12 protein-coding genes and 3 tRNA genes are annotated in these 14,993 nt (G+C 45.4%); 13 read left to right on the top strand and 2 right to left on the bottom strand.

From position 1 onward, the window contains the following. Positions 1 to 4 precede the first annotated feature (4 nt). The 11 genes from AACT23_RS09765 to luxS all read left to right on the top strand — a co-directional run bounded on the left by AACT23_RS09765 (position 5) and on the right by luxS (position 10,554). A tRNA-Arg gene (locus AACT23_RS09765) sits at positions 5 to 81 on the top strand. A gap of 36 nt (positions 82 to 117) precedes the next feature. Further along, positions 118 to 194 (top strand) — tRNA-Arg (locus AACT23_RS09760). 66 nt (positions 195 to 260) lie between these two features. Continuing rightward, a tRNA-Arg gene (locus AACT23_RS09755) sits at positions 261 to 337 on the top strand. Positions 338 to 711: 374 nt separating this feature from the next. Then, a complete protein-coding gene (locus AACT23_RS09750; RefSeq protein WP_038148642.1) occupies positions 712 to 966 on the top strand; it encodes an oxaloacetate decarboxylase subunit gamma in 255 nt (84 codons plus the stop codon). A gap of 30 nt (positions 967 to 996) precedes the next feature. After that, positions 997 to 2,775: a sodium-extruding oxaloacetate decarboxylase subunit alpha gene (gene oadA / locus AACT23_RS09745; RefSeq protein ID WP_094127980.1), complete on the top strand. Its 1,779-nt coding sequence runs from the start codon at positions 997 to 999 to the stop codon at positions 2,773 to 2,775. Between the two features lie 9 nt (positions 2,776 to 2,784). Continuing rightward, positions 2,785 to 3,915, top strand: a complete 1,131-nt coding sequence (locus tag AACT23_RS09740) for a sodium ion-translocating decarboxylase subunit beta (RefSeq protein ID WP_013857700.1) — start codon at positions 2,785 to 2,787, stop codon at positions 3,913 to 3,915. 117 nt (positions 3,916 to 4,032) lie between these two features. Continuing rightward, positions 4,033 to 4,983: an NADP-dependent oxidoreductase gene (locus tag AACT23_RS09735; RefSeq protein WP_017045772.1), complete on the top strand. Its 951-nt coding sequence runs from the start codon at positions 4,033 to 4,035 to the stop codon at positions 4,981 to 4,983. Then, positions 4,977 to 5,438, top strand: coding sequence for a YqaA family protein (locus AACT23_RS09730; RefSeq protein ID WP_013857698.1), 462 nt, complete (start codon positions 4,977 to 4,979; stop codon positions 5,436 to 5,438). The genes AACT23_RS09735 and AACT23_RS09730 overlap by 7 nt, the downstream gene beginning before the upstream one ends. Before the next feature lie 9 nt (positions 5,439 to 5,447). Beyond that, entirely contained in the window at positions 5,448 to 8,303 is a 2,856-nt protein-coding gene (locus AACT23_RS09725; protein WP_094127978.1) for a M16 family metallopeptidase, read from the top strand. A 102-nt stretch (positions 8,304 to 8,405) separates the two neighbouring features. Next, positions 8,406 to 9,971, top strand: a complete 1,566-nt coding sequence (gshA, locus tag AACT23_RS09720) for a glutamate--cysteine ligase (RefSeq protein ID WP_094127982.1) — start codon at positions 8,406 to 8,408, stop codon at positions 9,969 to 9,971. Between the two features lie 64 nt (positions 9,972 to 10,035). Continuing rightward, positions 10,036 to 10,554, top strand: coding sequence for an S-ribosylhomocysteine lyase (gene luxS, locus AACT23_RS09715; protein ID WP_094127977.1), 519 nt, complete (start codon positions 10,036 to 10,038; stop codon positions 10,552 to 10,554). 107 nt (positions 10,555 to 10,661) lie between these two features. Here luxS and AACT23_RS09710 read toward each other — a convergent pair whose 3' ends face one another. Next, on the bottom strand, positions 10,662 to 11,936 hold the full coding sequence (locus tag AACT23_RS09710; RefSeq protein WP_017046996.1) for an HlyC/CorC family transporter: 1,275 nt from the start codon (positions 11,934 to 11,936) through the stop codon (positions 10,662 to 10,664). 83 nt (positions 11,937 to 12,019) lie between these two features. Beyond that, positions 12,020 to 12,814, bottom strand: a complete 795-nt coding sequence (locus AACT23_RS09705) for a cytochrome C assembly family protein (protein WP_026027563.1) — start codon at positions 12,812 to 12,814, stop codon at positions 12,020 to 12,022. Positions 12,815 to 13,119: 305 nt separating this feature from the next. Here AACT23_RS09705 and ffh point away from each other — a divergent pair, with 305 nt between their 5' ends. Further along, on the top strand, positions 13,120 to 14,502 hold the full coding sequence (gene ffh, locus AACT23_RS09700) for a signal recognition particle protein (protein WP_019281904.1): 1,383 nt from the start codon (positions 13,120 to 13,122) through the stop codon (positions 14,500 to 14,502). A 214-nt stretch (positions 14,503 to 14,716) separates the two neighbouring features. Next, positions 14,717 to 14,965 (top strand): 30S ribosomal protein S16, encoded by a 249-nt coding sequence (gene rpsP / locus AACT23_RS09695; protein ID WP_010319522.1) that lies wholly within the window; start codon positions 14,717 to 14,719, stop codon positions 14,963 to 14,965. The last annotated feature ends 28 nt before the right edge of the window (positions 14,966 to 14,993 follow it).

The raw sequence follows: 14,993 nt of genomic DNA, 5'->3' as shown, positions 1-14,993 counted from the left end.
TTGCGCGCTCATAGCTCAGCTGGATAGAGTACCTGGCTACGAACCAGGCGGTCGGAGGTTCGAATCCTCCTGAGCGCGCCACTTATTTAAAGTTAGTGATACTGTCATTAACTCTGCGCGTCCTTAGCTCAGCTGGATAGAGTACCTGGCTACGAACCAGGCGGTCGGAGGTTCGAATCCTCCAGGACGCGCCACTTATTCAAAGGGTCATTGACCCTGATATTGTTAACGATTATCGCTGATTAATATCAAAACCTTGCGCGCTCATAGCTCAGCTGGATAGAGTACCTGGCTACGAACCAGGCGGTCGGAGGTTCGAATCCTCCTGAGCGCGCCATCTATTAAGAAGCCTCGCATTGTGCGGGGCTTTTTTTTATGTTGGTTTTTTGTTGCTATTTTGTTAAATTGAAAATGGCAACTATTTGTTTTATCTTGTTAATCTGCAATGTTTTAACTCCCTCTCAGTATCTGCATCATTTTTTGATTAACGTAGCCGTATTGGCTAGTTAAATGCCCTTCTTAATAGAGAAAATTCAGAGTTTTGTGATTTGTGTGAGTAATTGTTCGCCGATTTTGTGTGTTATCTACAAGAGTCCCTTAAACAAAATTGACAATTATTAACCAATCGAGATAATCCTAGTCCACTTGCCAAGATCGCATTTGTAAAAATGCGTAGCAATTGTTGTCAGGATGACACAGAAAGGAAGCAACATGACTACTATTGGAAGCCTATTAGTTGACGCCGCCACCCTTATGATTACGGGGATGGCTGTAGTCTTTATTTTTCTAACTATTCTCGTTTATCTCGTTCGGTTAATGTCAACCTTGGTACCTGAAGAAGTACCACAACCGATCGCAGCGCCGATTCAACATCGAAAAGTTCAACCAACCCCTTCAGCTGTGAGCCCGCAAATTGTGGCGGCAATTTCTGCAGCAGTGCATCAGCACCGCGCATTAGCTAAATAGCATAGAAAGGATGAAAAGGAGTTTATGAGCATGTCTAAACCACTAGCTATTACGGATGTGGTCCTTCGTGATGCCCATCAGTCACTATTTGCCACGCGCATGCGTATCGAAGACATGCTGCCTATTGCAGCAGAGCTCGATAAGATCGGTTATTGGTCACTGGAAACTTGGGGAGGAGCAACGTTTGATGCTTGTATCCGTTTTCTCGGTGAAGATCCATGGGAGCGTTTACGTTCGCTTAAGCAAGCGATGCCCAATACCCCAATGCAAATGTTGCTACGCGGCCAGAATTTACTAGGCTATCGCCACTATGCTGACGATGTTGTTGAAAAGTTTGTCGAACGAGCTCACGCGAATGGTATGGATGTTTTCCGTATTTTTGATGCGATGAATGATGTTCGCAATTTTGAAAAAGCGGTTAAAGCGACAATTGATGTTGGCGCACACGCGCAGGGTACACTGTCTTACACTACTAGCCCTGTTCATAATTCAGATACTTGGGTTGATCTTGCCAAGCGGTTGGAAGATCTCGGCTGCCACTCTTTGTGTATTAAAGATATGTCTGGGTTGCTCAAGCCGTATGAAGCTGAAGATCTGATCACCCGTATTAAATCCTCTTGTGCCGTACCTTTAGCGCTGCACAGCCATGCAACGACTGGTCTTTCAGCGGCAACAGCCGTTAAAGCGGTAGAAGCTGGTATCGATATTTTGGATACCGCTATCTCTTCAATGAGCCAAACTTACGGGCACACACCAACCGAAACAGTGGTCGCTATGCTTGAAGGAACCGAGCGTGATACGGGCCTGAGCCTGACACAGCTTGAACCGATTGCCACTTATTTTCGTGAAGTGCGTAAGAAATACGCTAAATGGGAAGGGCAGTTAAAAGGTGTCGATTCTCGTATTCTTATTGCGCAGGTTCCTGGTGGTATGTTGACTAATATGGAAGGTCAACTAAAAGAACAAGGAGCGGCCGATCGCCTTGATGAGGTTCTTGAAGAGATCCCTCGTGTGCGAAAAGATTTAGGTTTCATTCCCCTTGTGACTCCAACATCTCAAATCGTGGGAACACAAGCGGTGATCAACGTCCTTACTGGTGAGCGCTATAAGAGCATCACGAAAGAAACTGCAGGGGTATTAAAAGGTGAATACGGTGCAACGCCTGCGCCAGTGAATATTGAGTTGCAAGCCAAGGTGTTGGGTAATCTTACGCCGATCACTTGCCGTCCAGCCGATTTGTTGGATGCAGAAATGGCCGTGTTGACCACTGAATTGCTCGAAAAGGCAAAAGCAGAGGGAATTTCATTAGCGGCAGATACGGTGGATGATGTTCTGACTTACGCATTGTTCCCACAAGTCGGTTTGAAGTTCTTGAAAAATCGTCACAATCCGGATGCATTTGAGCCTGCGCCAACCTTGGAGTCAGCCAAACCTACACCTGCTACCGTTGTGACAAAAGGTGGTATTGAAACCTACAGTGTTAAAGTGGATGGGCAAATTTACACGGTTGAAGTGGGGCCTCAAGGCCAGCTTAGCTCGATTTCTGCCAGCCAGTCTCAAGCAGCACAGTCACCAAGCGTGCCAGCAAGTAACAATGCAGAAGCCGTTCCTTCACCACTCGCTGGCAACATTTTTAAAGTGAATGTTCAAGCTGGTTCTGAGGTGTTAGAAGGGGATGTGTTAGTGATTCTGGAAGCGATGAAGATGGAAACCGAGATCCGTGCGGCACGTGGCGGTATTGTTCAAGATCTTCATGTCAAAGAGGGTGATGCTGTGACTGTTGGTGCACCATTGCTGAGCTTAGCGTAAGGGAGAACCATGGACGGATTACTGACCTTATGGTCTGAAACAGGGATCGCTAATTTTCAGCTAGGCCAAATCTGCATGATTTTGGTCGGTTGTTTACTGCTGTTTTTGGCTATTCGCAAAGGCTTTGAGCCACTGCTGTTATTGCCGATCGGCTTTGGTGCGATTTTAGCGAATATTCCGAATGCGGGTTTTACCGAACCCGGCGGTCTGCTTTATTACGTTTATCATGTTGGTATTGAGACGGGCGTTTTTCCACTGCTGATTTTTATGGGCGTGGGCGCGATGACCGATTTCGGGGCGTTGATTGCAAACCCTAAAACGTTATGGCTAGGTGCGGCCGCTCAGTTTGGTATTTTCGCCACCCTGTTTGGTGCGATATTACTCAACTATGTACCGGGTATGGAATTTACCATGGCCGATGCTGCGTCCATCGCCATCATTGGTGGAGCCGATGGCCCAACCGCTATTTTCCTTGCCAGTAAATTATCGCCGGATTTATTAGGTGCAATCGCTGTGGCGGCTTATAGCTATATGGCATTAGTTCCTATCATTCAGCCACCGATTATGAAGGCACTTACAACACCTGAAGAGCGAAAAATCAAAATGGCTCAGCTACGCCACGTTGGGAAGACAGAAAAAATACTGTTTCCTTTGGCGGTGCTATTGATGACGATTCTATTTTTACCGTCAGCAACGCCATTAGTGGGTATGTTCTGTCTAGGTAATTTAATGCGTGAATCGGGTGTGGTTGAGCGTCTATCCAAGACAGCGCAAAATGAACTGATCAACATCGTTACTATCTTCTTAGGCTTAGGCGTTGGTTCTAAACTGCAGGCTGATAAGTTTTTGAACTTGGAAACATTAGGTATTTTGGCGCTCGGTGCTATTGCTTTCAGTATTGGTACGGCTGGTGGTGTGTTGATGGCGAAAGTGCTTAATAAATTCTCGAAAGAGGATATTAATCCTCTTATTGGCGCTGCAGGTGTGTCTGCGGTACCGATGGCGGCGCGAGTAGTGAACAAAGTGGGGCTTGAAGCTAATCCACAGAACTTCTTACTGATGCACGCCATGGGGCCAAATGTAGCAGGTGTACTGGGCTCTGCTGTTGCAGCAGGTGTTTTGCTTGCTCTTGTTGGCTAAGCCTAGACGAGCTGATGGTTATTTTGCGAGCTAAAGATTAACTAGAAGCAATAAAATGGTATATATTCAAAGGGATGCTGAGGCATCCCTTTCTTTTTATCAATAGGGAAGTTTGACATGGATAATAAACAGATCGCAATTACTGAGTTTGGTGGACCAGAGGTGCTCGTTATTCAAACCAGTGACGTTCCTCAACCTAAAGCTGGCGAAGTGTTAGTGAAAGTGGCTTTTGCTGGTGTAAACCCTATTGATGTAAAAACTCGGGCGGGTCTGGGGTGGGCTGCAGCGCAAAACAAAGATAAGCTGCCATGGGTGCCAGGTTACGATATTTCTGGACAAGTTGTTGAGGTGGGGGAAGATAATCGCCGCTTTCAAATTGGAGATAATGTGGCGGGCTTTGTTGGGTTTCCGTTGCGTGGTGGCGGTTACAGCCAATATTTGTGTGTGGCAGAAAGTGAACTCAGCCTTGTTCCTGATGCTGTGACCTTAGAAGCCGCAGCGGTGCTGCCACTGGCAGGGCAAACGGCGGCGCAAGCCCTAAATAAAGCGCAAGTGAAAGAGGGGGATCGCGTATTGATCCTCGCGGGCGCCGGTGGTGTCGGGCACTTAGCGGTACAAATTGCTTTAGCAGCAAAAGCCGAAGTGTATACCACGTGCAGCGAACAAAATTTGGATTATTTAGCGACTCTTGGTGCTCATGCGATTAATTACAATTTTGCTCCTGCTTCACAGCGTTTAGAAGAAGTGGATGTGCTGATTGATTTAGTCGGGGGTGATGCGGCTCTCGACGCTTTGAAATGCTTGAAAGATCATGCGCGTGTCGTTACTGTTCCGACTCTAAGTGCTGAGCTTATTTGTGAAAAAGCAAAATTACTTGGTTTTGAAGCCACAGGCATGTTAGTTGATCCTAATCCTGAACAGCTTGATACCATGCTTTATATGGTCAGCGTTGGCTTATTGAAAACGGAAATTCAAGCTGTTTATCCGATGGCGGAAGTGGCTGCTGCTCATCAACAGATTGAAACAGGCCATACTCGAGGCAAAGTTCTTCTTGATATGAAATGTTAGACATTTTTAGCACCTATTTGGAACCGCTCTCGTATTGGTTTGCTGGCTCTGCGCTGTGGGTGCTTTTTTTTAGTGGTTTTCTCAGTGCTACCTTATTACCGGGAAGCTCAGAAGCGAGTTTGTTCGCCACATTAAGCCTGAATCAATTTCCCGTATTTTGGGTTATCGCCGTTGCAAGCGCTGGCAATACCCTCGGCGGTCTGACCAACTATTGGCTCGGTATCTGGTTGCCTAATCGAACTGAAAGCGAAAAGCACGGTCATAAAGCGTTAGCTTGGCTCAATAAATATGGTTATTGGGCTCTCTTATTTAGTTGGCTACCTGTGGTGGGTGATGTGCTTTGTTTGGCCGCAGGTTGGCTACGCATGAAATTTTTACCTACTTTTGTCATTATTTTGATCGGCAAAGCACTGCGTTACATCATGCTTGCCGCTGTATTCTATGGTTTTTTCTAAGGAGCTGTTATGAGAAAAATTTGGCTAGGTGCCCTTTCTCTTATTGCCATTTATGGCTGTTCATCAACGGTCGCACCTATCGCTTTTTTTTCATCATTACCGAAAGGGGTTACGCTGATTGAGCAAGTGGATGCTCAACCAGAAAAAGTGATGATCCCTTATGCAAAATATCAGCTCGATAATGGTCTTACTGTCGTGCTCTCACCGGATCACTCAGATCCTTTAGTGCATGTCGATGTCACTTATCATGTGGGTTCGGCACGTGAAGAGGTTGGAAAATCAGGGTTTGCTCATTTCTTTGAACACATGATGTTTCAAGGAACGGAGCACGTTGGCGATCAAGAACATTTTCGTTTGATCACCGAAGCGGGAGGAACCATGAATGGGAGTACCAACCGTGACCGTACTAATTATTACCAAACCGTGCCTTCAAATCAGCTAGAAAAAGTGTTGTGGCTCGAATCTGATCGGATGGGATTTTTACTCAACGCGGTTTCTCAACGTAAATTTGAGATCCAACGTGACACAGTAAAAAACGAACGCGCACAAAACTACGACAACCGCCCCTATGGCTTGATGTGGGAAAAAATGGCGGAGGCGATGTATGCCGAAGGACACCCTTATTCATGGCAAACCATTGGTTATGTAGAAGATCTTGACCGAGTGGACGTCAACGATCTTAAAGCGTTTTTCTTACGTTGGTATGGGCCGAATAATGCGGTGCTGACCATTGGTGGCGATATTGATGTTCAGCAAACACTTGAATGGGTTAATCAATATTTTGGCACCATACCGGCAGGCCCAGCTGTTGATAACGCACCTAAACAGCCGGCCCTGTTGGCGCAAGATCGTTTCATTACCTTGGAAGATCGCATTCAGCAACCTATGGTTGTGGTGGGCTGGCCAACAGAATATCGCGGTGCTCAAAGTCAAGCCTCGTTAGATGCGCTTGCCAAAGTGTTAGGCAGCGGTACCAATAGTTATCTCTACCAAGCGTTGGTCAAAACTCAAAAAGCCGTCAATGCGGGTGCATTCCAAGATTGCGCCGAATTGGCTTGTACCTTCTATGTTTATGCTATGGCCCCTTCGGGCGAAAAGGCTCAGCTTGCTCCTTTGTATCGAGAGTTAATGCAAACACTCAGTCAGTTTGAACAGCAAGGGGTAGATCAGAGTCGACTTGATCAAATTACCGGTATGGCGGAAGCGAATGCGGTCTTTGCGCTGCAAAGCGTATCTGGAAAAGTGACGCAGCTTGCGTCCAACGAAACGTTTTATGGGCAGCCTGATCGCCTAGAGCAGCAATTAGCTCAGATTCATGCGGTCACCCCAGAGTCAATTCAACAGGCTTATCAGCGCTTCATTGCTCATCAACATAAGGTTACCTTAAGTGTTGTGCCTACACATAAAGCCGAGCTTGCCGTTCAAAAAGCTAATTTCGTACCCCCTAAAAGAGTGCTGCCCGAGCATCAAACGATAACCGAAGATCAATTGGCTTATCGCCAGGTTGAAGATCAATTTGATCGCTCAATCATGCCTTCTGTGGCAAAAGGTGTGAAAGCACAAATGCCGACACTGTATGAACTCTATTTTGATAACGGTATTGAGTTATTAGCCACACAAACCAGCGAAACGCCGACCGTGCTAATTAATATCAATTTACCAGCAGGAGAGCGACATGCCGCGCGTGGCAAAGAAGGGTTAGCTAATTTAACCGCGGCGCTACTTGAAGAAGGCTCAACTCGACGCTCAGTGGAAGCCATTCAAGCTCAACTCGACACGTTAGGTTCGACTATCAGTGTTACTGCCAATGAGTATTCGACCAGTATTATGGTCTCTAGTTTGAAGAAGAATGTTGCAGCAACATTGGATGTGGTTGAAGAAGTTTTATTTCATCCTGCTTTCAAAGAGAGTGATTTTACACGGCTGAAGCAGCAGATGCTGGAAGGGTTGGTTTATCAGCATCAAACACCGGGATGGCTTGCTTCACAAGCTACTCGTCAAATACTGTTTGGCAACTCTATTTTTGCGCGTTCAAGTGAAGGTACTGAGCAATCACTAAACGATTTAACATTAGAAGATGTAAAACGCTTTTATGCGAAACATTACACGCCACATGGTACGCAAATCGTTGTCGTTGGCGATATTTCCAAAAAAGAGGTCGCTAAACAGTTAACCTTTTTAGGGCAGTGGCGCGGTGAAGCTTCTCCTTTGTTACGTCCCCAAGTAGTGAACCCACTGACAGAGCGGAAGATATATCTGGTTGATAAGCCTGATGCGCCGCAGAGCATCGTCCGTTTTGTGCGAAAAGGGTTGCCTTTCGATGCCACTGGCGAGCTTTTTCTCAGCCAACTGGCTAACTTCAATTTAGCGGGTAACTTTAACAGCCGCATTAATCAGAATTTGCGTGAAGATAAAGGCTACACCTATGGCGCTGGGAGTTATTTCGCGAGCAATCGAGAAGTGGGCGCTATCGTTTTCAATGCTCAAGTGCGTGCTGATGCCACTGTAGCTTCAATCGTTGAAATAGAAAAAGAGATGGCAACATTCAGTCAAAGTGGCTTAACCGACCAAGAGCTAAAATTTATGCGCCTTGCTGTCGGCCAACAAGATGCACTGACGTATGAAACACCATCACAAAAAGCGCAGTTGCTTAGTAATATTTTGACCTATAGTTTGGATGATGATTACCTACAGCAACGAAATGAACTGGTAGAAAACGTAAAAAAATCAACGCTCAATAAACTCGCCGCTAAATGGTTTGCACCACAAGAGTATCAAATTATCGTGGTGGGTGATGCGAAAACGTTGAAGCCACAACTTGAAAAATTAGATATTCCCGTAGAAGAGCTTGAAATCATCCGCTAGAGTACACATTTATAGGGGGCAGATTGTTTGCCTCCATTCTACTCTCTTGCTGAGTTAGAGCCGCTTTCATTCGGATCATTCACCTATAAGCGAATCATTATTTTGACTAATTTTGCCGCACGACTTGAACAAGTCACTAAAAAATCAGAAGTGTTTAAGCAGTTTGGCCGAGGCGTTGAGCGTGAAACGTTACGCTATACCCCAGAAGGCTCGTTAGCTCTGACTCCTCATCCAGAAGCACTCGGCAGCGCATTAACCAACCGTTGGATCACCACTGATTTTGCGGAGTCATTGCTTGAATTTATTACACCAGTCTCTCATGACGTGCCGACTTTACTCTCACAACTGGCGGATATTCACCATTTTGCTCAAACCAAATTGGGTGACGAAAAGATGTGGCCGCTTTCTATGCCTTGTTATGTTGGCAGCGAAGATGATATCGAACTGGCGCAATATGGTTCATCGAATACGGGTAAAATGAAAACCCTTTATCGAGAAGGCTTAAAGCGTCGTTACGGCAGCTTAATGCAGATCATTTCTGGCGTGCATTTCAATTTTTCATTTCCAGAATCATTTTGGGATGCCTTGCATGGCGAGCAAACTGAATCCCAGCGTACTGAGACAAAATCGGAAGCCTATTTTGGTGTGATTCGTAATTACTACCGTTTTGGCTGGCTTATTCCCTATTTCTTTGGCGCATCACCTGCGTTATGTTCATCGTTTGTGCGCGGACGTGAAAGCCATCTGCCATTTGAAAATATTGGTAAAACGCTTTATTTGCCTCATGCTACCTCGTTGCGTCTCAGTGATTTAGGTTATACCAATAGCGCGCAAAGTGGCTTGCAAATTGGTTTTAATAGCTTGGATCAATATCTAGGAGGGTTGAATCAGGCGATCCGCACTCCATCAAAAGAGTTTGCAGAACTAGGCGTGTATGTCGATGGTGAACATCGTCAGCTCAACAGCAATGTTTTGCAGATAGAAAACGAACTCTATGCACCGATCCGTCCTAAACGTGTGGCCAAAAATGACGAAAAGCCGTCACAAGCGTTAGAGAGAGGCGGAGTCGAATACATCGAAGTGCGTTCGTTAGACGTAAACCCGTTTAGCCCGATTGGTATTACTGAAGATCAAGTGCGTTTTCTCGATCTGTTCCTCACTTGGACAGCTCTTTCAGATTCAGATCCGATGGACAATTGTGAGCTGGCATGTTGGCGAGATAACTGGAATAAAGTGATTTTAGAAGGTCGTAAACTAGGTTTAGAGTTACAAATTGGCTGTCGCGGTGAGAAACTGACGCTGCAAGCGTGGGCGCATAATGTATTCGATGACTTACGCAAAATAGCGCAAGTAATGGATAACGCTTGTGGTGGCAACGCATACCAAGCCGTATGCGAGAAACTAAGCTCGTGGATTGATAATCCAGAATTAACCTTTTCCGCCCAACTACTTGAACAGACTAAACAGTTTGGCGGGCTCGGTAAGGTGGGTTGTGCATTAGGAACCGAATACCGACAAGCCAACCTGGCACATCACTATCAAACTTATTCTGAGTCTGTGATGGAAGAGGAAGTGCTGCGTTCTCGAGCCGCTCAGCAACAGATAGAACAACACGATACTCAAAGTTTTGAAGAATTTCTTGAAAGCTATTTTTCGTACCTAAAATGATCTCTCGATCATAATCTAACATTGATAGGCAGAGCATCGCTCTTTGCCAAATAAGGAGAAAGCAATGCCATTACTCGACAGTTTTACTGTAGATCACACTCGTATGCATGCGCCTGCGGTACGTGTGGCAAAAAATATGCAGACGCCTAAAGGGGATACAATCACCGTATTTGATCTCCGTTTTACTGCTCCAAACAAAGATATTCTTTCAGAAAAAGGGATCCACACTTTAGAACATTTATATGCTGGCTTTATGCGCGCGCACTTAAATGGTCATGATGTAGAAATCATCGACATCTCACCTATGGGCTGCCGCACAGGTTTTTACATGAGTTTGATTGGCGCGCCAACAGAAGCGCAAGTGGCGCAAGCGTGGTTAGCGGCGATGCATGATGTGCTAAAAGTAGAGAGCCAAGATCAGATCCCTGAACTAAACGAATACCAATGTGGTACAGCCTCAATGCACTCGTTAACAGAAGCTAAAGAGATTGCTCAAGCGATTATCACGTCAGGTATTGCGGTGAATAAAAATGATGAGCTTGCTTTACCTGAGTCGATGCTCAAAGAGCTGAAAGTGGATTAAAGATCGCCAGATCTGGCCCTTTAAAAACAAAAAGCTTGGCAGTGACCAAGCTTTTTTTCTTTCTTTCTTTCTTTCTTTCTTTCTTTCTTTTATGCAGTGACTGGCGATTAATGTTTTTTGGTTTTGCGTGGAAAGACCTTAACCTGCTTAATGCGGTTTTCTTCTACATCCACAATCTCCATCGCATGGCCAGAGACTTTGACACTTAAATGGCTACTTGGAATATCTTCAAGGTGCTCCAAAAGTAAACCGTTTAAGGTTCTTGGGCCCGTCGTTGGCAGTTTCCACTTCAGCCCTTTGTTAATGTCACGGATATTTGCGCTGCCATCAATCAAGAAGCTGCCATCACTTTGTGGGGTAATTTCATCGGCTAAGCTTGGTGCCATTGAGGTGGTGAATTCCCCCACAATCTCTTCGAGAATATCTTCAACAGTGATCAAGCCATTGATATCACCGTATTCATCAACGATCAGGCCAATCCGCTCTTTGTTGCGTTGGAATTTAAGTAATTGTACGTTGAGCGGTGTGCCTTCCGGGATGAAGTAGACTTCATCAGCGGCACGTAAAATCATCTCTTTATTGAACTCTTTTTTTTCCAACATCAAACGAGAAGCATCACGAAGGCGTAATATGCCCACCGCTTCATCAATTTTGTCTCGGTAAAGCACCACGCGTCCGTGTGGCGAGTGAGTTAACTGACGCACGATAGATTTCCAATCATCGTTAATATTGATACCAGTAATTTCGTTACGTGGGATCATGATGTCGTTCACCGTGACATGTTCGAGATCGAGAATGGAAAGCAGCATATCTTGGTGGCGACGAGGAATAAGGCCACCCGCTTCGTTGACGACGGTTCTCAACTCTTCAGAGCTTAGATGATCCTCCGCCCCATGCTTGGCTTTAAGGCCTAGTAAGCGGATGAAACCATTGGTGATGAAGTTAATGAACATCACCAATGGTGACAATATCTTCATTAAGAAGGTCAGTAAGATGCTGCTGGCGTAAGAGACGCGTTCAGGGTAAAGCGCTGCTAATGTTTTTGGCGTCACTTCAGCAAAAACCAGAACGACCAACGTCAGCGCACCAGTGGCAATGGCCACTCCTAGATCCCCATAAAGGCGCATACCAATAATAGTGGCAATTGCAGAAGCTAAAATATTGACTAGGTTGTTGCCAATGAGGATCAAACCAATGAGGCGATCTGGACGATCAAGCAGTTTTTCGACACGCTTTGCACCTTTGTGGCCAGTATTGGCCAAGTGCTTTAAGCGGTAGCGGTTCAAAGACATCATGCCGGTTTCTGAACCTGAAAAATAAGCCGAAATTACGATGAGACCCGCGAGTAGTGCAAACAATATACCCGTTGAAATGTCGTCCAAAACGTGGTGTTTCCTTATAAATAGTGTGATTAAGTAATGATCTAATTAAATGAATGTGTCAATACGCTATCAAACGTGTTGAGTTAGCTCAAAATGATTTCTTTTACAAAACGGCTACCAAAGTAGGCCAGTGTGAGTAAGGTTGCACCAGCGACAGCAAACCAAGTCACTTTTCTACCGCGCCAACCTTTTCGGTAATGTCCCCACAACAATACAGAATAGACAACCCAAGCAATGAAAGACAAAATGCCTTTATGCGCTTTGCCTTGAGCAAACATATCACCGACAAAATCAAAACCAGTAATCAAGGTACCAGTAAGTAATACGTTACCTATCAAGATGATTTTAAACAGTTGTCTTTCTACCATCAGTAGTGGTGGCAAATTGGGGTTGATGGTTAGCATCTTCTTTTTCTTTAGCTTGTAGTCCAGCCAAGCCAATTGCAAAGCGTAGAGTGCGCCAATCGAAAGGGTTGAATACGAAAATAGTGCTAGAGAAATATGCAACAACAGTGGCGGATTGTTTTCTAAGTGAGTCATGAACATGCTGGGAAGAAATGAGGCGGCGCTGACGTTGATCGCGGCGAAGCTATACACCACCGGCAACAGAAACCACAATCGCGTTTTTAACATCGCAATGCTCATCACCAGTGAGATGATAAAGCTTATCAATGATGCCACATTGAGCATACTGAGGTTTTGCCCATTAGCGTTGAAGATTAAATCACTCAGTAACCACGCATGAAAAGCCAGCGCCAGTGCTGAACTGAACAATACTGTCTGCGCACGAATCCCAGTTTGATTAACTAAGCCTGGAATAATGGTCGCTATGGATAAAAAATACAAAATAGTGGCGACTATTGCGATTAAGTTTTCCATACTTCTTACAAAATGGTGGCTGAATTGGCGAATTATACCTTGCATCACGATAATGAGCTACGTTGGATACCGATTGATTTGACATATACCCACCTTAGTTGAGGTCATGGTGCAAATAATTAACAGGGTGAAGGCTTTTATTCGATAAATCGCAGAGATAACTCTTTTTGACCCCCCTGTTTTGGGGACCCAATGTTACGTTTACGGGTTTAAGTCGCTTATCGCGAAGCGTCAATGGGTATGACTATTAGATTGGCTAAGGTATACTGACCCCAATTAATCGCCGAACTAGCGAAGAGACAACGATGTTTGAAAATTTAACGGATCGACTATCCAAGACGCTGAAAAATATCAGCGGCAAAGGCCGTCTCACCGAAGACAATATTAAAGAAACCCTACGCGAAGTGCGCATGGCGCTGCTTGAAGCGGACGTTGCACTGCCTGTAGTGCGTGATTTTGTCGCGCGCGTTAAAGAGGGCGCAGTGGGTGTTGAGGTGTCTAAATCGCTGACACCGGGACAAGAGTTCATCAAGATTGTTCAAGCGCAGCTTGAAGCGGTAATGGGCGAATCCAACGAAGCGCTTAACCTTGCAGCCCAGCCGCCAGCAGTGATTTTAATGGCGGGTTTACAAGGGGCGGGTAAAACCACCAGTGTTGGTAAGCTTGCTAAGCTGCTTAAAGAACGCGATAAAAAGAAAGTACTGGTGGTTTCGGCTGACGTTTATCGCCCAGCGGCGATAAAACAGCTTGAAACGCTAGCTAACGATCTGGACGTTGAATTTTTCCCTTCTTCAGCCGACCAAAAACCGATTGATATCGCCAATGCGGCTATTGACCATGCGAAGAAGAAATTCTTCGATGTGCTGATTGTCGACACTGCAGGCCGTCTTGCTATTGATGAACTGATGATGGCAGAGATCCAAGATCTGCATGCGGCGATTAATCCGATTGAAACATTGTTCGTTGTGGATGCCATGACGGGGCAAGATGCCGCGAACACCGCAAAAGCCTTTGGTGATGCGCTGCCGTTAACAGGGGTTATCTTAACCAAAGTTGATGGTGATGCTCGAGGTGGTGCCGCACTTTCCGTTCGTCATATCACCGGTAAACCGATTAAATTCTTAGGGGTCGGTGAAAAAACTGACGCGCTCGAGCCTTTCCATCCTGATCGTATTGCATCACGCATATTGGGAATGGGCGATGTTCTCTCATTAATTGAAGATCTACAACGTAATGTTGATCACGAGCAAGCAGAACGCCTAGCTAAAAAATTCAAGGAAAAAAAAGGATTTGATTTAGAAGATTTCCGCGAACAGCTCGGGCAAATGCAGAATATGGGCGGCATGATGGGCATGCTCGATAAACTGCCTGGCATGGCAAACCTACCAGCGAACGTGAAAGACAAGGTCGATGATAAGATGTTCAAGCAGATGGAAGCGATCATCTGTTCGATGACCATGCACGAGCGCCAGCACCCAGACATGATAAAAGGTTCACGTAAAAAACGTATCGCGACGGGTTCTGGCACCCAAGTACAAGATGTTAACCGCTTACTGAAACAGTTCACCCAAATGCAGAAAATGATGAAAAAAATGCAGAAAGGTGGCATGAAAGGCATGATGCGTAATATGCAAGGCATGATGGGCGGAATGGGTGGCATGGGTGGCGGCGGTTTCTTTGGTCGTTAACCTAACTCATTGCGATGCTTAAAATTTACTAAAGCGTGATGTCCATCACTGCAAAAGCATAATGCTTCTGCTGGTGAAAAAATAGCTAAACCCCTTGCAAAGCCTCGGAATAAGAGTAAAATTCCGAGGCTTTATTTTGGCACGAGACCCCAGACTGTTTTTCGTAAATGGTTTTTGGGGTTAATTTTATTATTGAGAAAGCAAAGAGGACGACATGGTAACCATTCGTTTGGCACGTCACGGCGCTAAAAAGCGTCCATTTTATCAAATCGTAGTTGCGGATAGCCGTAACGCAGTAACTGGCCGTTTCATCGAGAAAGTAGGTTTCTTTAATCCTACGGCTACTGGCCAAGAAGAAGGCCTACGTGTTGATCTAGATCGCGTTAACCATTGGGTTGGTCAAGGCGCATCTCTATCTGATCGCGTAGCTAAGCTAGTAAAAGACGCTCAAAAAGCGGCTTAATTCTTACTTTTATAGAAGAACATTAGCT

The organism is Vibrio sp. V09_P4A23P171, from assembly GCF_963875615.1.
In the GTDB taxonomy this organism is placed as follows: Bacteria; Pseudomonadota; Gammaproteobacteria; order Enterobacterales; family Vibrionaceae; genus Vibrio; species Vibrio anguillarum.
This window is presented reverse-complemented; position numbering and strand designations above follow the sequence as displayed.